At 72.9% G+C, this 20,286-nt stretch carries 14 protein-coding genes; 8 read left to right on the forward strand and 6 right to left on the reverse strand.

Features of this window, described 5'->3' with window-relative positions; all coding sequences use genetic code 11:
* Positions 1-53: 53 nt before the first annotated feature.
* From ACLJOK_RS08435 to ACLJOK_RS08450, 4 genes are all read left to right on the forward strand, one after another.
* Positions 54-1,832 (forward strand): N-acetylglutaminylglutamine amidotransferase, encoded by a 1,779-nt coding sequence (locus ACLJOK_RS08435; protein ID WP_410817383.1) that lies wholly within the window; start codon positions 54-56, stop codon positions 1,830-1,832.
* A 75-nt stretch (positions 1,833-1,907) separates the two neighbouring features.
* Positions 1,908-3,680, forward strand: coding sequence for a prolyl oligopeptidase family serine peptidase (locus ACLJOK_RS08440; RefSeq protein ID WP_410817384.1), 1,773 nt, complete (start codon positions 1,908-1,910; stop codon positions 3,678-3,680).
* Positions 3,681-3,697: 17 nt separating this feature from the next.
* Entirely contained in the window at positions 3,698-4,264 is a 567-nt protein-coding gene (locus ACLJOK_RS08445; protein ID WP_410817386.1) for a hypothetical protein, read from the forward strand.
* A gap of 73 nt (positions 4,265-4,337) precedes the next feature.
* The gene (locus ACLJOK_RS08450; protein WP_410817388.1) at positions 4,338-4,892 is read left to right on the forward strand and encodes a dihydrofolate reductase family protein; all 555 of its coding nucleotides are present in this window, start codon (positions 4,338-4,340) and stop codon (positions 4,890-4,892) included.
* Positions 4,893-4,899: 7 nt separating this feature from the next.
* Here ACLJOK_RS08450 and ACLJOK_RS08455 read toward each other — a convergent pair whose 3' ends face one another.
* Both ACLJOK_RS08455 and ACLJOK_RS08460 read right to left on the reverse strand, forming a co-directional pair.
* Positions 4,900-7,932: a BTAD domain-containing putative transcriptional regulator gene (locus ACLJOK_RS08455; protein ID WP_410817389.1), complete on the reverse strand. Its 3,033-nt coding sequence runs from the start codon at positions 7,930-7,932 to the stop codon at positions 4,900-4,902.
* Positions 7,933-7,999: 67 nt separating this feature from the next.
* Positions 8,000-11,086, reverse strand: coding sequence for a BTAD domain-containing putative transcriptional regulator (locus tag ACLJOK_RS08460; RefSeq protein ID WP_410817391.1), 3,087 nt, complete (start codon positions 11,084-11,086; stop codon positions 8,000-8,002).
* A gap of 184 nt (positions 11,087-11,270) precedes the next feature.
* Here ACLJOK_RS08460 and ACLJOK_RS08465 point away from each other — a divergent pair, with 184 nt between their 5' ends.
* Complete coding sequence (locus ACLJOK_RS08465; RefSeq protein ID WP_410817393.1) at positions 11,271-12,005, forward strand: AfsR/SARP family transcriptional regulator; 735 nt, start codon at positions 11,271-11,273, stop codon at positions 12,003-12,005.
* Between the two features lie 48 nt (positions 12,006-12,053).
* On the opposite strand, the gene ACLJOK_RS08470 is transcribed toward ACLJOK_RS08465, so the two are convergent.
* Together ACLJOK_RS08470 and ACLJOK_RS08475 are read right to left on the reverse strand one after the other, a co-directional pair.
* Positions 12,054-12,608: a hypothetical protein gene (locus ACLJOK_RS08470; protein ID WP_410817394.1), complete on the reverse strand. Its 555-nt coding sequence runs from the start codon at positions 12,606-12,608 to the stop codon at positions 12,054-12,056.
* A 42-nt stretch (positions 12,609-12,650) separates the two neighbouring features.
* Positions 12,651-13,586, reverse strand: coding sequence for a hypothetical protein (locus tag ACLJOK_RS08475; protein WP_410817395.1), 936 nt, complete (start codon positions 13,584-13,586; stop codon positions 12,651-12,653).
* Positions 13,587-13,816: 230 nt separating this feature from the next.
* Between ACLJOK_RS08475 and ACLJOK_RS08480 the strand changes: the two genes are divergently transcribed.
* From ACLJOK_RS08480 to ACLJOK_RS08490, 3 genes are all read left to right on the forward strand, one after another.
* Positions 13,817-15,691 carry an adenylyl cyclase gene (locus tag ACLJOK_RS08480; RefSeq protein ID WP_410817397.1) on the forward strand — a complete coding sequence of 625 codons (1,875 nt, stop codon included), beginning with the start codon at positions 13,817-13,819 and terminating at the stop codon, positions 15,689-15,691.
* Between the two features lie 371 nt (positions 15,692-16,062).
* Positions 16,063-16,209 (forward strand): hypothetical protein, encoded by a 147-nt coding sequence (locus ACLJOK_RS08485; protein WP_410817399.1) that lies wholly within the window; start codon positions 16,063-16,065, stop codon positions 16,207-16,209.
* Complete coding sequence (locus ACLJOK_RS08490) at positions 16,209-17,450, forward strand: YeiH family protein (RefSeq protein ID WP_410817400.1); 1,242 nt, start codon at positions 16,209-16,211, stop codon at positions 17,448-17,450. The genes ACLJOK_RS08485 and ACLJOK_RS08490 overlap by 1 nt, the downstream gene beginning before the upstream one ends.
* A 248-nt stretch (positions 17,451-17,698) precedes the next feature.
* On the opposite strand, the gene ACLJOK_RS08495 is transcribed toward ACLJOK_RS08490, so the two are convergent.
* On the reverse strand, positions 17,699-18,862 hold the full coding sequence (locus ACLJOK_RS08495; protein WP_410817401.1) for a glycosyltransferase: 1,164 nt from the start codon (positions 18,860-18,862) through the stop codon (positions 17,699-17,701).
* On the reverse strand, positions 18,855-20,162 hold the full coding sequence (locus ACLJOK_RS08500) for a glycosyltransferase family 2 protein (protein ID WP_410817403.1): 1,308 nt from the start codon (positions 20,160-20,162) through the stop codon (positions 18,855-18,857). The genes ACLJOK_RS08495 and ACLJOK_RS08500 overlap by 8 nt, the downstream gene beginning before the upstream one ends.
* Between the last annotated feature and the right edge of the window lie 124 nt (positions 20,163-20,286).

A 20,286-nucleotide genomic window follows, 5' to 3' on the forward strand; every position in this document is an offset into this window, starting at 1 on the left:
GCCTGGACCGGTCAGCGGCCCCCAGCGGATCCAGCCGATGAGAGGTGTGTGCCATGTGCGGTATCGGAGGCGAGTTCCGCCTCGACGGGGCGCCACCGGACCTGGCCGCCGTCGAGCGGATGCTCCCCGCCCTGGCCTCCCGGGGCCCGGACGGGGAGGGTCGGTGGCAGCAGGGGCCGGTGGCCCTGGTGCACCGCCGGCTGCGCATCATCGACCTGTCCGACGCGGGCGCCCAGCCGATGGTCGACCCCGAGCTGGGTCTGGCCATGGTCTTCAACGGCTGCATCTACAACTACCGGGAGCTGCGCGACGAACTGACCGCCGCCGGTTACTCCTTCCGGTCCACCTCGGACACCGAGGTGATCCTCAAGGCGTACCACAGGTGGGGGACGGCGTGCGTCGAGCGGTTGTACGGGATGTTCGCGTTCGCCCTGATCGAGCTGGCCACGCACACCCTGATGCTGGCCCGGGACCGGCTCGGCATCAAACCGCTCTACCTGGCCGAGGGGCCGGGCCGGGTGCGTTTCGCCTCGACCCTGCCGGCGTTGCTCGCCGCCGGTGACGTGGACACCGACCTCGACCCGGTGGCGCTGCACCACTACATGAGCTTCCACTCGGTGGTGCCGCCGCCGCGCACGATCCTCGCCGGGGTCCGCAAGCTGCCACCGGCCACCGTGCGGGTGATCACCGCGGACGGCCGGAGCACCGACACCACCTACTGGCGGCCGGAGTTCAACAGGGCCGCCGCCCCCGCCATGTCCGCCGACGAGTGGCAGGAACGGCTCATGGCGGCGTTGCGCACCGCCGTACGACGACGGATGGTCGCCGACGTGCCGGTCGGCGTACTGCTCTCCGGCGGCCTTGACTCCAGCCTGATCGTCGCCCTGCTGGCCGAGCAGGGCCAGACCGGGCTGGCCACCTTCAGCATCGGCTTCGAGGCGGCGGCGGGGGAGAGCGGCGACGAGTTCCACTACTCCGACCTGATGGCCCGCCATTTCGACACCGACCACCAGCAGATCCGCATCGGCGCGAAGCGGTTCGTCCCCGCCGTGCACCAGGCCATCGCGGCCATGAGCGAGCCGATGGTCAGCCACGACTGCGTCGCGTTCCACCTGCTCTCCGAGGAGGTCTCGCAGCGGATCACAGTGGTGCAGTCCGGGCAGGGCGCCGACGAGATCCTGGCCGGCTACGACTGGTACCCGCCGCTGGCCAACGTTGCCCGCGCGGACGCCGTCGAGGCGTATGCCCGGGTGTTCTTCGATCGTCGCCACGACGCGCTCGGCGGGCACCTGGCGCCCGAGTGGATGCTCGACCACGACGCCAGTCTGGAGTTCGTCACCGCGCACTTCGGCGCGGTCGGCGCGGACACCGCGCTGGACGCGGCGCTGCGCCTCGACAGCCTGGTGATGCTCGTCGACGACCCGGTCAAGCGGGTCGACAACATGACGATGGCCTGGGGGCTGGAGGCCCGCGTGCCGTTCCTCGACCACGAGGTGGTCGAGCTGGCCGCCGCCTGCCCACCGTCAATGAAGCTGGCGCAGGGCGGCAAGGGGGTGCTGAAGGCGGCGAGCCGGGGCATCGTCCCGGACGAGGTGATCGACCGGCCGAAGGGCTACTTCCCGGTGCCCGCCATCCGGCACCTCTCCGGTCCACTGCTCGACGACGTGCGGGACGCGCTGACCGCCCGCCCGGCGCGCGAGCGGGGTCTGTTCCGCAAGGACTACCTGGAGGAGTTGCTGGACGCGCCGAACGCCCGGCGGACCACGCTGGGCTCCAACGCGCTCTGGCAGCTCGGGCTGCTGGAGCTCTGGTTGCAGCGGATCGGGGTTTAGATGAGCGTACGGATTGAGCCGCCGCGCACCACCCGGCGGCCCCGACCCGTGAGCCACCGGCCAGCGTCGCCGCCGGTGCCCACCAGCGAGGACTTCGCCCCCGCGCCGTCCCCCGACGGCCGCCGAGTGGCGTTCCTCTCCGACCGGGCCGGCACGCCCGGCGTCTGGGTTTGGGAGGTCGACGCGGGTGCACCCGTCGCGCTGCCCGTCGGTGACGAGCCGGTCCTCGCGCTGAGCTGGTCCCCGGACGGCCAGTGGCTGGCCTGTGTCGTCGCCCCCGGTGGCGCGCCCCGCACCGAGCTGTGGGTGCTGCGCCCGGACGGCACGCGACGCCACCAGATCGCCGGGTTCGGCCGCCGCAGCGCGGCGCTGGCCGGCTGGTTGCCCGACGGCGCGGTCCTGGCGGTCACCGAGACCGACGAGCACGGGCAGGCGCTCCTGGTCGACGCGGACACCGGGCACCGGCGGGTGCTCGCCCAGGGCGAGCTGCTCACTCTCCTGGACGTGACCCCGGACGCCGGTGTGGCGCTGCTGCGTCGAGGCCCGCGCAACGCCCGCTGGCTGGAGGTGCTCGACGTGGCCACAGGTGTTCGACGGCGGCTGTTCCCGGACACCGGGCGGGGCAGCACCGACCAGGGTTGGTTCGGCCCGGACGGCACGAGCGTGCTGGCCCGCACCGACGCGTACTCCGAACTCGCCGCGCTGGTGCGGGTCGACCTGACCCGCCCGGAGCAGCCGCCGACCCGGCTCGCCGGGCGACCGGACGCCGAGCTGGAACACGTCACGCCCAGCGCGGACGGGCAGCGCGGCGCGTTGCTGTGGAACACCTACGGCGGGCGCAGCGAGCTGAGCCTGCTCGACTTCGCCAGCGGTGTGCAGCGGGCCGTCACCGCCCCCGGCGAGGTGCTCGGCGACGCCGTCTTCGCCGCCGACGGCGGCTTGCTCTGCCTCACCGCGCAGGGGCCGGTGCAGCCCCGGGAGGTGTGGCTGGTCGACCCGTCGACCGGGGCGCCGCGCTCGCTGCGGCCGGACACCGGCGTCCCGCGCACTGACGATGCCGGTGTCGCGCCGCAGCTGGTCGACCTGCGGGCCCGCGACGGGCTGCCGCTCTCCGGCTGGCTGTACCGCCCGGCCGGGCCGGGGCCCTGGCCGACGGCGATCAGCCTGCACGGCGGCCCGGAGGCGCAGGAGCGTCCCGGCTACAACCCGCTGTTCCAGGCCCTCGTGGCGCAGGGCATCGCCGTCTTCGCGCCCAACGTCCGCGGGTCGTCCGGGTTCGGCCGCTCGTTCGTCGCCGCCGACAACCTCGCCGGCCGCTACGGTGCGATCGCCGACGTGGCGGCCTGCGCCGACCACCTCGTCGACGCTGGCGTCGCCCGGCCCGGCCAGCTCGGCGTTCTGGGCCGCTCCTACGGCGGTTACCTGGTCCTCGCCGTGTTGGTGAACTTCCCCGGTCTGTTCGCCGCCGGGGTCGCCGAGTGCGGCATCTCCGACTTCCGGACCTTCTTCGCCGGCACCGAGCCGTGGATCGCCGCCGCCGCCGTCAGCAAGTACGGCGACCCGCAGCGGGACGCCGACCTGCTGCGCGACCTCTCCCCGCTGACCCACATCGGCCGGCTGGACGTGCCGGTGCTGCTGATCCACGGCGCCAACGACACCAACGTCCCGGCGGGCGAGTCGGCGCAGGTCGCCCAGGCCCTCGCCGACCGGGGCGTGCCGCACGGGCACCTGGTGCTCGCCGGGGAGGGGCACGAATTCCTGGCGCGGACCAACGCCGAGGCGGCCCGTACGGCCACCACCGGTTGGCTGACCCGGCACCTCGCCGCGACCGCGACCGTCGTCGGCTGAGGCGTTATCCTGCGCCGGTGGAGGTCGCGACGCAGGGCGAGCGGTTGGCCGCGGACCTGGGTCGCTGGCTGGCCGATGTGACCTTCGTCGACCTGGACACCGACGAGGTCACCGCGCGGGTGATCGACTCGGTGGTGCGGTGGGCCGAGGCCCAGGGCTGGCGGGTCTACCGGCGCGCGCCCAGCGTGTTGCCGTTGCCACCGCCGCTGGAGCAGCGGCACTCGGTGCTCGACGTGGCGTGTGCCCGCCCGGACGGCCCGCCGGTGGTGGTGGAGGTCGACCACACCGACCGGGCCCGGACGGTGCAGAAGTTGCGGGCCGAGGCGGACGCCGGCCGGATCCCCATCTGGGTCCGCTGGGGCGTGGGCCGGTTCACCGCACCGCCACCGCCGGTGCGGATGGTGACCGTCGAGGTGACGCGCCGGGCAGGGCCGGCCGGACGCGGACGGCTGCACAGCCGGGTCGGTGACCGGCCCGCGCCGGCCCACTCGACCGGCGGCGGCACGGTGGCCCCGCAGGCGCTGCCGATCCCGTTGACCGACCCGCTTCCGGGCGCGCTCGACGGCCCGGGTAAGGGCACCTGAAGAGAATCGTAAGCGGCGACCGGCAGAGTTCTGGGTGTCACCGGAGAACACGACCGACACCCAGGAGATCCCGATGCGCAAGCTCATCAACTCGACCTACATCACCCTCGACGGCGTCATCGAGAACCCGATGTGGACCATGTCGTACTTCGACGAGGAGGCCATGAGCCTCGCCGGGGCGCAGACCACCGAGGCCGACGCGATGCTGATGGGCCGGGCCACCTACGACGGCATGTCGGTCGCCTGGTCGAGCAGGGACGAGAGCGACCCGACCACCGGCGCCGCGTACTTCAACAACGTCAAGAAGTACGTCGCCTCGACCACCCTGACCGACCCCACCTGGAACAACACGGAGGTGCTCCAGGGCGATCTGGTCGAGGCGGTCACCGCGCTCAAGGCCCAGCCGGGCAAGAACATCATTCAGTACGGCTTCGGCTCGGTCACCGCGCAGCTGATCCGGGCGGGCCTGGTGGACGAGGTCCGGTTCTGGATCCACCCGGTGCTGGAGGGCGGCCCCAGCCTCACCGCGCCGCTGGCCGACGTCAAGGCGTCGTTCGACCTGGTCGACACCCGGGTGCACAAGAGCGGCGTGATCGTCGCCTCGTACCAGCCGAAGGTGACCCCCTGAGCACCGGTCAGAGCTGGGCCCGGGCCTCGCCCGGGCTCAGCTGCGCGCCCTCGGCGAGCAGCGCGTCGAAGCGTTCCGGCCCGAGTTCGGCCCGCAGTCGTGCGGTCACCCGGTCGGTGTCGTCGCGTTCGGCCGGCGCGGCGGGGGACTGCGTGGCGAGCCGGGCGGCGGCCGCGGCGCCCAGCAGCCGGGCGGCGACCTCGGGGGAGCGCACCGCCGCCGCCATCCCCTCCAGTGGGTTGATGGCGTCCCGCATCGTCGCCATCGCCGTGGCGACCTCGAACGCCTCGATGTGCAGGGCCAAGGCGGCGTCCGGGTCGCCGCCCTGCTCGACCGCGTAGCCCAGCTCCACCAGCACCATCGGCAGGTAGAGCGCGGGTTGGCTCTCTCCTCGACCCAGGTCGGCGAGGTGGCTGAGGTGGGTGACGGCCAGGTCGAGCTTGCCGTCGCGGCGGGCGGCCAGCCCGAGGCTCATCTCCGCGAAGATCAGCGCACCGGGCGAGCCCTGCTCCACCGCCAGGTCATAGGCGCGTTCGGCCAGCTCCCGACCCTGGGCGTAGTCGCGGGTCTGCACGGCGAGCCAGGCCAGCCAGGACAGCTCCGCGCAGACCTGCGGCCACAGCGCCAACTCCTCGGCCCAGCGCAACCCCTCCCGGTGCAGCGCGGCGGCGCGCTCGTGCTCGCCGCGCATGTCGGCAAGCCCGCCCACCCACTCGGTCGCCCGGAGCCGACCCCACCGGTCGCCGAGGTCGGCGAAGAGCGCGGCGCTGCGGGTCGCGGTGCGCTCCAGGGTGCTCTGGTCACCGTTGGCGTGTGCGATGTGGGCCAGGGAGGTGAGCACCGCGGCCTCGGTCCACGGGTCGGCGGCGGCGGTGGGCAGCAGCTCCGACACCAGGGCCAAATCGCCGTGTTCGATCGTCGCGTTGGCCGCGAACCACGCGGCGTGGCTGTCCGGATCGACGGCCACTGCTGCGCGTACGTCGTCCGGTGCGATGACCTCGCCCTGCGACAGGGCGAAGCCGACCCGCCAGGGTGCTGCGCGGGCCTCCTGCTCCGGGTCGCCGGGCACGGCCAGCGCCCGCCGTGCCTCGGTGAGCCGGCCGCGCAGGAACCAGTACCAGCTCAGCGCGACCGCCAGGCGCAGCCCGCCACCGTGCGCCAGCGCCGACCGCAGGTTCGCCAGCTCGGTGTCGAGCAGCGTCAGCCAGCGTTGCTGTTCGGCCCCGCGCAGCCCGGGGTCGGCGCGCTCGGCCAGCTCGGTGTAGTAGGTGGCGTGCCGCCCGCGTACCTCGTCGGCGTCGGTGAGGCGTTCCAGGCAGAACGCGGCCACCGATTCGAGTAGCCGGTAGCGGGGGACCGCGCCGGTCTCGTCGAGTACCACCAGCGACCGGTCCACCAGCCGGGCGAGAGCGTCCAGGTCGGTTCGGCAGACCTGTTCGGCGGCCTCCGGCGTACAGCCGTCCGGGAACACCGCCAGTTGGGCGAGCACCACCCGGTCGGACTCGTCCAGGAGGTCCCAGCTCCAGCCGATCACCGCGGTGAGCGTCCGCTGCCGGGGTGGCACGTCCCGCTGCGCGGTGGTGAGCAGCCGGAAGCGGTCGTCGAGCCGGTCCACCACCCCGCGTACGCCCAGCGCGCGGACCCGGGTCGCGGCCAGCTCCAACGCCAGCGGCAGACCGTCGAGGCGGCGGCAGAGCTGGGCCACCGCGGTCGCGGTCTGCCCGTCGAGGCGGAAACCGCGCTGCTGCGCGGCGGCGCGGGCGACGAACAAGCGGGCCGCCGCCGAGCGCAGCACCGCGTCCAGGTCACCGTCGTCCGGCACCGGCAGCGGGGGTACCTCCCAGAGCAGCTCACCGGTCAGCCCGAGTGGCTCTCTGCTGGTGGCCAGCACGCTCACCCCGGGCACGTCACGCAGCAGCCGGGCGACCAGCTCGGCGACCGGTTCGATGACGTGTTCGCAGTTGTCCAGCACGAGCAGCAGCTGCCGGTGTCGCAGGGCCGTGACCACCCGGTCGGCGGGGGACACTGTCGTTCCGGCGGCTTCGTGGGCACCCAGAGCGCCGAGCACCTGTTCGGCGACCCGCGCGTCACCGGCCGGTAGTGGGGCCAGCTCGACCAGTCGAACACCGTCCAGATAGGACGCCGCGCGGGCCGTCTCGGTGGCCAGCCGTGTCTTGCCGACGCCACCGGGCCCGACCAGCGTGACCAGCCGCTGCCGGGGCAGCAGTGCCCCCAGCTCGGCCAGCGCCTCGGCCCGCCCGATCAACTCGTCGAGCGGGGCCGGCAAATTGTTCCGGCTGACCGCCGCCCTCGGCGGGGCATTCAGGCCGGTGTCCTGTTCGAGGATCCTGCGGTGCAGGGCGACCAGCTCCGGGCCGGGGTCGAGACCCAGCTCCTCGGCGAGCCGGGCCCGCAGCTCCGCGTAGCTCTCCAACGCCTCGGACTGGCGGCCGGCCGCGTACAACGCGCGCAACTGCACCGCCCGCAGGCCCTCGCGCAGCGGATGCTTGGCGACCAGCTCGGCCAGGTCCGCGGCCACCAGGTCATGCTCACCCCGGGCCAGCCGGGCCTGCGCCAGCCGCTCCTGAACGACGAGGCGCTGCTCGGCGAGGCGGGCCGCCTCGGCACGCACGAACTCGGCGTCGGCCACGTCGGCGTACGCCTCGCCGCGCCACAACGCGAGGGCCTCGGTCAGCCGCTCGACGTCGGCGCAGCGGGCCAACTCGTCGAAGCGGCCGACGTCGGCCACGTCGACCCGCAGCAGGTAGCCGGGTGGCCGAGACTCGACCAGCTCGCGGGCGCCGGGCTCGGCATCGTTGAGCGCCTTGCGTAGCTGCGACACCCGCACCTGGAGGGCGCCGGCCGGGTTGGCGGGGGCGTCGTCGCCCCACAGGTCGTCGATGAGGCGGTCCGCCGAGACCACCTGGTTGCGGTTGGCCAACAGGTCGGCCAGCAACGCCCGCACCTTCGTGCCGGGCACCACCACCGGCTCGCCGGCGTCCGTGGTCACGGCGAGCGGCCCGAGCACCCCGAACTGCACGGCGATCATCCTAGTGCCGCGGCGCCGAAGCGAGGTCGACAGCGAGCGCGTCCGCCGGACGCGGCGTTCAGCAGGCCGGCCGCAGCAGCGGCTCGGGCTCGGCCTCGCCGAGCAGCGCCCTGGCCTGCCGGGCCAGCAGGTGGTGCTGGGCCGCGCGAGCGAGCTGTTCGCCCATCCGGGCGTGGCTCGCCGCCTCCTGGTGCCGGCTGGCCGCCCGGTACGCGCCCGCTAGGCCGAGGTGCGCGTTGATCTCGGCCCGGCGGTAGCCGATCTCCCGGCTCAGCCGCAATGCCTGACGAAGGAGGTCGAGGGCCGGTGCCGGACCGTGCAGGCCGAGCGTGGCGGTGCCGAGGGTGGCCAGCGCCTCCGCCTCGACCCGGCGTCGACCGACCGCGCGGGCGATGCTCAGACACTCCTGGGCGAGGCCCTGCCCCTTGGCGTGGTAGCCGAGATCGACGTACGCGGCGGCCAACTGGTCGAGGTCTGTCGCGACGCCGTAGCGGTTGCCCACCTGTCGACGGAGCACCACGGCCCGGGTGAGGTGCAGCACCGCCAGGCTGGGCCGGCCGAGCGCGCGTACGCCGACGGCGAGGTTGTGCAGGACGTTGGCGATGTCGTTGAGCGGCTGCTCGGCGACGTCGAGGGACGTGTAGCCCTCCAGTGCCGCCTGCTGGGCCCGGACCGCGTCGTGCACCTGGCCCAGCTCCAACTGCACGACGCCGAGGTTGCCCAGGCAGCTCCACTCGGCGTACCTGTTGCCGACCTCGCGGTAGAGCCGCAGCGCCTGCGCATAGCACTCGCCCGCCTCGGTCAACTGGCCCTCCTCCCGGTGCACGATGCCGAGGTTGTTGAGGACGGACGCCTGCCCGGTGCGGTTGCCCAGGCGCAGGTGGATGGTCAGTGCCGTGTGGAACTGCCGCCGGGCCTCGGCGTAGTCGGCCCGGCTGGCGCTCAGTGTCGCCAGACTGGACTGCATCGCGGCCACCCCCGGGTCGTCGCCCTCGAGTTGGGCCTGAGCCAGGCCCAGCTCGACGACCTCGCGCCATTCACCGTGCGCCCCGGTCTCCTGGAGGTAGCCGCGCATCCGGTCGGCGAGGTGCCAGGCGATCTCACGTGGGCCGTGCTGCGCCACGTGCCGGATCGCGCTGAGCAGATTGGCGTACTCGGCGTGGAACCAGCTCGGCTGCTCGGGTTGCGCGGCCACCGCCGTGCGCCGGACCGAGCCGGCGGGTCGGGGGAGGAACGCCATCCGGGGGTAGTTGCGCCGTGCCAGCGCGTCGGCGATGGCCAGGTACCCGTGGAACAGCCGGCTTAGGGCTTCGGCGCGCTGGTCGACGGTGTCCTCGTGCTGGGACTGCTCCGCCGCGTACAGGCGAATGAGGTCGTGGGTCACGAAACGACCGCCCCGGGCGGCGGGGCGGACCAGGTGGCTGCTGGTCAGGGTGCGCAGCATGGCGTCCGCCGTGGACCAGTCGACGTCCGCCAGCGCCGCGAGGTCCTCGGTGGTGAAGCAGTCGGTGGGTGTCGACCCGAGCAGTCGCAGCGCCCGCCGCTCGGCGCCGCCGAGCCGTTGATAGGACGGTGTGATCGCGGCGCGCAGCGCCACTCGGGGGTCGCCGGGCACGGAGAGGCCGCCGAGCCGGTCCCCCTCCCGCAGTCGCCGCACGTACGCGCGGGCGTCGTCCGGGCCGGTCGTGGCCAGGTTGGCCGCCGCGATCCGCAACGCCAGCGGGAGGTTTCCGCAGAGCGCGGCGAGGTCGTGGACGACATCCGGCGCCACCGTGAACCCGTGATCCTGGAAAACCGCGATGAGCAGGTCGGCCGCGGCGTCCGGGCTGAGCGGGTCCAGACCGATGGCCCGCCCACCGTGAAGCGCCACCAGCGCGCCGAGCGTGCTGCGGCTGGTCACGATCACCGCGCATCCGCCGGCGCCCGGCAGCAGCGGCTCGACCTGCTCCGCCGAGGCGGCGTCGTCCAGGACGATGAGGACGCGGCGACCGGCGAGCGCCGCCCGTAACGCGGCGGCACGGGCGTCGGCGGTGGCGGGCTGGGCCGCTGGGGGCACGCCCGAGTGGGTGAGCAGCTCGGACAGGAGGTCGAAGGGGCGGGCCTGATTCCTGTGCTGGCCGCGCAGCCGCGCGTACCACTGGCCGTCGGGGAACTCGTCCGCGAGTTGGTGACCCAGGTGGACGGCGAGGGCGGTCTTGCCGATGCCCGGAGCGCCCGACACGGACACCAGGGGCAGGCGTCCCTCGCTGGTGGCGGCGACGATGGAGCGCCGGATGGCCTCGACTGTCGCGACACGACCGTGCAGCACGCCGATATCGGCCGGGAGCAACGACATCGGTGGCACCGCGGGCGTGGCCGTGGCCGCCGCCGGAGGTGGTCGCCAGCTCAGCGCGGGGTCGGCCCGGAGCACGCCGTCGCGCAGCTCCCGCAGCGCCGGCCCGGGATCGACGCCCAGCTCCTCGGCGAGGATCGTGGCGAGCCGGTGGAACGCGTCGAGGGCTTCGGCCTGCCGTCCGTCGCGATACAGCGCGAGCATCAGCTGCGCCCACAGCCCTTCGCGCAGCGGGCTGCGCCGGGTCGCCCGCCGTAACTCCGCGACGATTTCGGCGTGCCGGCCGAGGGTCAGCTCAGTGTCGAAGTAGACCTCGGCGGCGCGCGCCCATCGCTCGCTCAGCGCCGGCACGTCCTCGCGGTGCAGCATCTCGGAGTCGACGTCCGTCAACGGCTCGCCGCGCCACAGCGCCAGGGCCTCCCGGAGCAGGTCGGCTCGGCGTTGTGGGTCGGCGGTGAGGCCGGCCGCCACGAGCGCGTCGAAGCGGGAGAGGTCGAGGGCGGCCGGGGGCAGCTCCAGGAGGTAACCGCTGGCGCGCGTCGCGATCAGCTCGCCCGGGGGGCCCTCGATGGTCAGGGTGCTGCGTAGCCGCCGAACCAGCGAGTGCAGCGCGGCTCGCGCGTGGGCGGGCGCCCCGGTGCCCCAGACCCGATCGACGAGTGCGGGGACGCTCACCGTCTCGCCCCGGTTGAGCAGCAGCGTGGCCAGCAACGCCCGCTGCCGGTTGGCCGGGACGGGGATGGTTCGGCCGTGCCGGGAGACGCGCAGCGCGCCGAGCACGGCGAAATCCCACTCCACGACAGCCCCCAGCATCGGGCCGACCACACACCTCACGACGCCGACCGAGAGCGACGGTAACACGACCGTCCGACATGGCCGGCCGACCGCAACCCACGGTGACTGCCTCGGTACGAACCTCGTGACAGCGCGATGACAGCGCTTCGACGACGCCCGCTGCGACCGTTCCCTCGGCGACGAGGAGAAGCAGGTGACGCAGATGGAGTTCCGAATTCTGGGGCCGATCGAGGCCGTCCGTGCCGGTCAGTCGGTGCGCCTGGCCGGCCCGCAGCAGCGCTCGGTGCTGGCCGCGCTGCTGCTGGCACGCGGCCGGATGGTGCCGGTGGATCGGCTGGTACGCCTGCTCTGGGCCGAGCGGCCGCCGGCGACCGCGCGTACCCAACTGCGCAAGCGGGTCTCCGAGCTGCGCGCGGCGCTCGGTGCCGACCGCATCCGATCCTGGCGCGACGGTTACGCGGTCCGGTTGGAGGCGGGTGAGCTGGACCTCGACCGGTTCCTCGACGAGGTGCGGCGAGCCGGGGTGCTGCGCGACGCGGGCCGGCCGGCGGAGGCGTCAGCCGCGTTGAGCGCGGGTCTCGGCTGGTGGCGTGGGCCGGCGTTGGCCGACGGCACCGACGAGCTGACCGACGGGGAAGCGCCGCAACTGGAGGAGGCGCGGCTCGCCGCGATCGAGCTGCGAGTGGCCGTGCGGTTGGACCTGGGCCACCACCCGCAGGTGATCGGCGAGCTGATTACGTTGGTACGACGACACCCGTTCCGGGAGCGGCTGCGCGGGCAGCTGATGCTGGCCCTGCACCACAGTGGGCGTACCGCCGACGGCCTGGGTGTCTACCGGGACTGGCGGGCGGAGCTGTCGGCGCAGCTCGCCATCGAGCCGGGACGGGAGCTGCGCGACCTGCACCGCGCGCTCCTCGGCGGGGATGTTTCCTGCTGAGCGCGGTGGTGCCGGGCGGGGGCGCTGTGGCCCCCGCCCGGCTGGCCGTCATACGCAGGTGACCCACCAGTGGTGCGAGCTGATCTGGTTGTCGGCGGGAGTGCCGTCGCTGAATGCCTGGTAGCCGAGGGTGAAGTCGGCCCAGTAGTCGCCGCGCGACAGGCACATGCTGCCACCGGTGAGGAACGTCCCGGTGCGCATCCGTACCGAGTCGTACTCGTGCGGGATCCCGTTGTTCCAGACCGACGTGGCGATGTTGTCGAAGCTGTAGTCGCCGCCGCAGTCCCACCGGCCGGTCGTGGCGGCGCCGCCCGGGTTGACCCAGTTGTTCGCGTTGCCCGCCCAGGCGCACCAGCGACCACCCCAGTAGGCGTGCTCGTAGGCGTAGAAGTAGCCGTCGCCCGCTGCCGCGGTCCGCGCGCCGTCGAGCGGGGTTCTCCGGGGCAGGTCGACCCGCTCGGCCCGGCCGTCGCGGTCGGTCGGAGCGGCCTGGCTGGCCGATCCGACAGCGCCCGGTTGCGCGGGGGATGCGGCCGCCGGTGCGCCGGCCAGCAGCGTGGCGAGCATCGCGCCCCCCGCCAGGACCAGGTGGATACGTCTCATCTCATCCTCCCTCTCGCCGGGCGACCATCGCCTCGGCGTTCGTCATTGCTCGGCGGCGACCACGGCCCGGGCTCGGGGGACCGCCCCGTGCTCCAGCCGGTTCTTCGCCGCCACGTCCTGGTGGTACGCCGCCGTCAGTTCGTCGCCGTGGCGGGCGTCCAGCGCCCGTGTCGTCGCGGCGAGGCCGTCCTGGGCGCACCGCGCCTCGGCGACCGCCGCGGCGATCTCGCCCGCCCGCCCACGGGTGCCGACGATCTCCCGCAGCCGCTCGGGGGTTTCCGCGGTGTAGCCCTGCTGCCGCAGGCACCGCGCCCATGGCCGGAGCGCGGCCGTCCAGGCGGGATCGGCGAGGACCCGCCGCTGCCGCAGGTAGGTCAGATCGGCGACCACCTTGCTCGACCGGTACCACTCGGTCAGGTCGCCGTAGAGCCGGCGCTGCGCCTCGGACGTGCATCCCTCGGCGCTGCGCCGCATCACGCCGCCCGAGGGGAGCCGCGCCTCCAGCCCTGCCGGGCGGGCGCCATTGAGCGCGGCCAGGAACGCCTTCCGGCGCTCGGGTGACAGGTCGCTGACATAGCGCTGGTTGGGGTCGGAGCGCCGGCGGGTGTCGACCGCCTCCACCAGGTCCGAGCCGAAACCGTGTCTCCGCGCCCACGCGATGTCGTCGACGACGTACGGGAAGGAGAGCAGTTCGTCTGCCGGAGGCGACGTGCCCAGCCACATCTGGAATCCGGCGCGGGTCATGCAGTCCCGGGTGAGAAGTGACTCGGCGCGCACCAGGATCCGTCGATCCTCGGCCGTGACTGGCCCGGTCGACACCGGATCGGACGACGGCGTGACGGTCGGCGCCGCTGCGGCCGAGGTGGAGCCGGGACGGGCTCCGGCGATCGACGACGCGGCCAGCGGCAGTGCCACGGCGAGGGCGACGATGACGGCGATCGCCCGCCGTCCGGGCCGGGGTGTTCCGCGTACTCGCATGGGCCGAGCAGACCAGCACGATGTTCCCTTTTCGTACCGTCGCCGTACCGCGAGGGCCCGGCCCGCCAACATTCGCGGTGCGGCGCTCGTGGCGTGCGGGCGGATTAACGGGTAGAAACATGTCAACCCCTTCCGGCCCGGCCCAACCTCCGGCGGCAAGGGTCAGAGAGCGCTCTCACCGCCCCCAGCTGCGCCGGAAGTACGCCCGGCCAGCGGAGAGGACGAACACCATGACATCCCCGTCCCGAGGTGTACGCCGGAGATCCGGTAGTACCCTCCTGCTCGCTCTGGTGTTGATCACCGCCACCACGATGACCAGCACGGCGGCCAGCGCCGGCCGCCCGACGCACGGCGCACCCGACTTCGGCCCGAACGTGACGATCTTCGACCCGTCCATGTCGGTCGGTGAGATCCAGCAGACCCTCGACGCGGCGCACGCCCGGCAGGTCGACAACGAGATGGGCACCGAGCGGCACGCCTACCTGTTCAAGCCGGGCACGTACGGCACGGCCGCGCAGCCGTTGCAGGCCAAGGTCGGCTACTACACCGAGGTGTCCGGCCTGGGCGCCTCGCCCACCGACGTCACAGTCAACGGCAAGCTGGAGGTCTACAACCGCTGCCTCGCCGACGGCGGCACCGGCAACTGCCTCGCGCTGGTCAACTTCTGGCGCACCCTGTCCAACCTCTCGCTCACCATCAACGCGGCCGGCCAGGACGACTGCCGGTCGTCGGCGAACTTCTGGGCGGTCTCCCAGGCGGTGTCGATGCGCCGACTGAACATCGGCGGCGGCGGTCTGTCTCTGATGGACTACTGCACCGCCGGCCCGCAGTACGCCAGCGGCGGGTTCATCGCCGACTCACGGCTGCCGGCCACGACGAACGGTTCGCAGCAACAGTGGCTGACCCGCAACAGCGAGGTCGGCGGCTGGTCCAACGCGGTGTGGAACCAGGTGTTCGCCGGGGTCGAGGGCGCACCGGACGACGCCACGTTCCCCGACCCGCCCTACACCACACTGGAGACCACCCCGCTCAGCCGGGAGAAGCCCTACCTCTTCGTCGACGGCAAGGGTCGCTACCAGGTGCGGGTGCCCGCCGCGCAGCGCGACAGCCGGGGCGTCTCCTGGGCTGACGGCATCACTCCGGGGCGGACCATCGGCATCGGCGACTTCTTCATCGCCAAGCCGTCCGACTCGGTGCGCGTCATCAACAGCCAGTTGGCGCGCGGCAAGCACCTGCTGCTCACCCCCGGCACATACGACATCGCGCGCAGCATCGAGGTCCGGCGTGCGAACACAGTGGTGCTGGGGATCGGGCACGCCACGCTGACCGCCGTGAACGGCGCGATCCCGCTGGACGTGGCCGGTGTTCCAGGGGTGATCGTCGCCGGTGTCACGATCGACGCCGGCCTCGTCGAGTCGCCGGTCCTGCTGCGGGTCGGACGTGAGCACGGCCGCAACGCGAGCAGCCCGCACAACCCGACCACGCTCTCCGACGTGTACTTCCGGGTCGGCGGCCCACACATCGGGCGGACGAACACCGCGCTGGAGGTCAACAGCGACAACGTGCTCATCGATCACACCTGGGTGTGGCGCGGCGATCACGGCGTCGAGGGCTTCACCGAGGGCGTCAACGGTGACACCGACCGCTGGCGTACCAACACCGGTCGCTACGGGGCCGTCGTCAACGGCGACCACGTGACCGCGACAGGCCTCTTCGTCGAGCACTTCCAGCGCTACAACACGGTCTGGAACGGCGAGCACGGCACCACGATCCTCTACCAGAACGAGCTGCCGTACGACCCGCCGGCGCAGGCCGACTGGATGAACGGCGCGGTCGAGGGCTGGGCCGGGTACAAGGTCGGTGACCGGGTGCGTCACCACACCCTCTACGGGGGTGGGGTGTACGTGTTCAACCAGAACAACCCGTCGATCCACACCGAGAACGGCTTCGAGGTCCCGAACCGGCCCGGGGTGCGGCTGCACCACATCATGACCGTCAACCTCAGCGCCGGCACGATCGACCACGTGGTCAACGGCGTCGGGGACGCGGCCGACATGACCAAGGTCGGCGCTCCGGTCTACCTGACCCAGTACCCGACCCCGTAGCGGGGATCGGGCGTACCGACGGGGCCGGAGCCGGCGATGGCTCCGGCCCCGCCTTCCGTGGCGGGTGCGGCGCGGCAGAGCGAGAATCCGCGTCGACAGTCTTGAATTCCTATCGAGTCGGTAGGAAAATACGTGAATGCCGGTTGGTCCGCTCCTCACCTCGCGTCGGGTCGTCGACCTGATGCGGACCGCCAGCGAGCTCTGTCCGGGCGCACCGGGCACCGACTGAGCACCGCAGCACCGCACTCCTCTTCCGGCCGCACCGCCGGCTCGCGCGTCGAGGCGTGACCCGGCGCGGCTCCGCACCCTCGTCACCGCGCTTCTGACCGATCCGGCACGGCCGGATCGGTTCTCAACCATGGAGGTACGCCATGACATCTGACCAGCCACCGCCCACCCCACCGACGAGCGGCGAGTCCCGGCTCGCGTTCAACGAGGACTGGTTGGCCACCATCCTCGGCCTGGCCCTGCTCGCCCTGGTTCTGCTCGGTGCCATCCCCGCCGGGCTGGTGCCCTGATGACCGCCGACGCGACCCGCACGGGCAACGAGCCCGCCACCTCCGCCGACGCCACCCGCGTTGACGACGCCACCCGCGTTGACGCCCCGCCCGCCGACGACGTGGTCGAGCGCGACACCTCGTCGACCACCGCCGATCCCGTCGAGCCGACGAGCGTGGCGCGTGACGGGGCGTTCTGGGCCTGGACGGCGCTCGGCCTGCTGATCGTGGTCGGTCTCGCCGCGCTCACCCGCTACCTGGAGCAGAACGTCCCAGCCTGGGCCGAGGGCACGGCCGTCGAGGACATCGGAGCGGCGGTCGAGTACCCGGTCTACGCGATCCTGCTCGGCCTGCTCGGCAACGTCGCCGTCACACTGCTCGGCTGGCGGGACCGGATCGCCGCCGCGTTCCGGACCGAGTTCTTCATCAAGACCGGTCTGGTGCTGCTCGGGGCGTCGATCAACCTGGCCGTCATCGCCAGCGCCGCCGGTCCGGCGATCGCCCAGGCGATCCTGCTGATCAGCGGGGTGTTCTTCTTCACCTGGTGGTTGGCCGGCAGGTTCGGCCTCGACGACAAGCTGCGGGCGCTGCTCGCGTCGGCCGTATCGATCTGCGGGGTCAGCGCGGCGATCGCCGCCGCCGGGGCGGTGCGGGCGCGCCGCGAGCAGTTGGCCTACACGGCGAGTCTGGTCATCGTCTTCGCGCTGCCGTCAATCTTCATCCTGCCGTGGTTGGCCGACGTGTTCGGGCTCTCCGACGCGGTGGCCGGCGCCTGGATCGGTGGCAACATCGACACCACCGCAGCGGTCACCGCGGCGGGAGCGCTCGCTGGCGAGGAGGCGCTCCAGATCGCCAGCATCGTCAAGGTCACCCAGAATGCCCTGATGGGTGTGGTGGCGGTCGCGCTCACCGCGTACTTCACCCTGCGGGTGGAACGACGGCCCGGCGCGGCCCGACCGGGCCTGGGTGAGCTGTGGACGCGGTTCCCGAAGTTCGTCCTCGGCTTCATCGCGGCCTCGGTCATCGCCACCTGGTACCTCGACGCGGCTGGCGCGGACGGGAAGGCGAGCATCGCCATCGTCAATGACCTGCGCGTGTGGTTCCTGATCCTGGCCTTCGTCAGCATCGGCCTGGAGGTCCGGGTCGCGTCGCTGCGGGAGGCGGGTTGGCGACCGGTGGCGGTGTTCGCCAGTGCCACTGTGTTCAACCTGGCGTTGGCGCTCGCCCTGGCGTCCCTGCTGTTCCGCAACTTCTCGGCCTGAGGCGGGCGGTCGTTCGCACCCGCGCGGACGTGATGGGCCGGAGCCATGCTGGCTCCGGCCCATCGCCGTCAGCCGCCGATGATGCCGACCGGCAGGCACGGCCCCGGGCCAGAGCAGGAACGTACCGGCACACACCACGCCGATGGCGGCGGCCAGGCCGACCGGCCCGGGTAGCAGGGTGACCACTGTCAGCACTCCGCCCAGCCCGGTGCCGGCGAGCAGCACACCGGGCGCGACGACCGGCACTCTCATCGCGGCAACCCCACCAACAGGGAGCGCAGCTGGGCGCCTCGTGCCGACCAGCTGTTTCGGGTGGCTACCTCCCGGCGTAGGGCGGATTCGTCTGGTGCGCCGGCCCGGTCCAGCGCGTCGGCCAGCGCCTCGCCGAAGCTCGACGGGTCGGTGGCGAGGGCGATGGTGTCGGCCAGCGCCCGCAGCGCCGGCAGCGGCGTCGCGACGACGGGCTTGCCGAGGGCCAGGTACTCGTAGCACTTCTGCGGGTGCACGTAGTCGGCCAACCCGCCCACCCGGTAGGGGATGATGGTGACGTCGCAGGCCCGCAGGATGCCCGGGACGTCCGCGAAGCCGACGGCGTTGACCAGCTGCACATTGGACAGACCTTCCAGTGGGGCGCGGCCGCCCCGGGTGGACGGGCCGACCAGGACGAACGTCCACTCGGGGTGGGCCCGCGCCACGGCGGCGACCAGGTCCGCGTCGAAGTCCCGGGTGTCGACCGCGCCGCTGTAGCCGATGAGTGGCCGCCGCAGGCTGAGCAACCAGGGCGCGACCGGGCCGTCCGGTGAGAAGCGGTCCGGGTCGCATCCGTTGGCCAGCACCACCGGTGCCGGGTCGGAGGCGGGCATCCGGTCCGGTAGCGCGGTGGACGAGGCGAGGACGAGGTCGGCGGCGCCGACGGCGGAGCGCAGCGCGCGGCGCAGGTGCCGACGGTTCCAGGGTTGGGCGAGCGTCCAGTCCAGGTCGGTGGCGTCGTACACGACGGCGGACGCGTCCAGCTGGGAGGCGACCGGCGCGGCCAGATCCTCGTCCAGCCACAGCAGTCGGACTGATGCCGCTTGCCGCCGGAACCACCGGCGCAGCACGCGCGCGGCGAGCCAACGGTTGACCCGGTTGACCGGGGGCAGGTGCCGACCGAACGGCAGCAACGCCGGCCCGGCGCACTGCCACAGACCGTCGGCCACCTGCCGGATCTGAACCCGCCAGCGTGGGAGGTGCCCGGCCGGGTCGACGAAGAGCACCCGGTGGTCGACGGTCAGTTCGCGGGCCAGCGCGTGCTGCCGGTGGGCGCCGTTCGCCCACGGCGTGCCGCTGAAAATGACGACCCAGTCGCGGTCCTCGACGGGCGGCGTGACCGCCACGGCCGTCGGCTGCAGGGTGGTGATGTGCTCAGTCACGGCCCGACCGTTCCATCGGCCGTGGCGCGCCGGCTGGCAGCAACTCGTCCTCGCCGAGGCGGCCGAGCACCGGGCGGGCGCGCTCGTCGTCTAGTCGCAGCAGGCGGGCGCCGGCGTGCCGGTCCAGCCAGCCCCGCAGCGCGCCGGCCGCGATCCGCCGGTTGATCCAGTTGACCAGCGGCACCGAGTCGCCCAGCGGCAGGGCGGTCGGTGCGACGGCATGCCAGGCCGCCGAACCGATCGGGGTCACCTCGCACCGCCAGCGCGGCCGGCGTCCCGGCGGGTCGACGAAGAGCAACCGTTGCCCGGGCGCCAACTGCCCCTGCACCGTCGAATGCCCGTCGACGGACCATCGGGTCCGGCTGAACAGCACCACCCAGTCGCGGGTGTCACCGTCGGGCAGCGGGCCGACGTCGCCGCGCAGCGCGGCGAGCAGGTCGCCCAGGCCCAGTTGTACGGATCGACCGAAGAGCCGCTTGGCCAGGTGGTCAGCGAGCAGCGCGGCCCGGAACACCGGCAACCGGTACCGGGGCTGGGTCATCCGCAGATACGCGACCAGGCTGCCCAGCAGGTGTCGGAAGCGGATGGTCGGCCCGAGCGACCGACAGGACGCGCCCCGGCTGTGCGTCACCACCGCGTCCGGAAGCATCCACAGCTGGTGCCCGGCCTGGTCGAGCTGCCGCGCGAGGACCGTGTCGTTCCAATAGACGGGGAACGTCTCGTCGAAGATGGTCTGCTGCCCGAGCACCGCGCGGCGCAGCAGCACGCAGCTGCCCGAGGCGAGTTGCCGGGGACGGCTGAAGTCCTCGCCGCGCATCTGGAACCGATGCAGCGCCTGGCGGAACCCGGGCAGTCGGCGCAGTGCGGTCACCAGCGCGATGGTGGCGGCGAAGCTGGGCTGTTGGACGTAGTGCTGCTGGAAGGTGCCGTCCGGGTTGAGGTACAGCGGGCTGACCCCTGCGACGTCCGGCCGCTCCAGCAGGTGGTCGACCATCCGGGACAGCGCGCCCGGGTGGAACCGGATGTCGCTGTTGAGCAGCAGGATCAGCTGCCCGTTCGCTCGGCGGTACGCCTGGTTCGCGGCGGCGGCGAAACCGTTGTTGTGCTTGTTGCGGATCAGTCGGACCCGGGGTTGGTCGGCGAGCAGGTCGGCTGAGCCGTCGGACGAGTCGTTGTCGACGGCCACCACCTCGTAGTCCAGATCGGGATCGGCGGTCGACGCCAGCGACTCCAGGCACTGTCGGGTCTGCTCGCGGGTGTTCCAGCTGACCAGCAGTACCGACAGCAGCGGAGCGCTCATCACGCCACCGCCCGGTTGTCGCGGTGGCGGACCCGGAGTCTCTCTCAGCACGCCGTCCTCCCTCTCCGTCAGGTGCTCCCAGGCATGTCGGCGAACACGCCCGGGGAGGAAATTACTGGCGATA

The organism is Micromonospora sp. 050-3, from assembly GCF_046549335.1.
In the GTDB taxonomy this organism is placed as follows: domain Bacteria; phylum Actinomycetota; class Actinomycetes; order Mycobacteriales; family Micromonosporaceae; genus Micromonospora; species Micromonospora trifolii.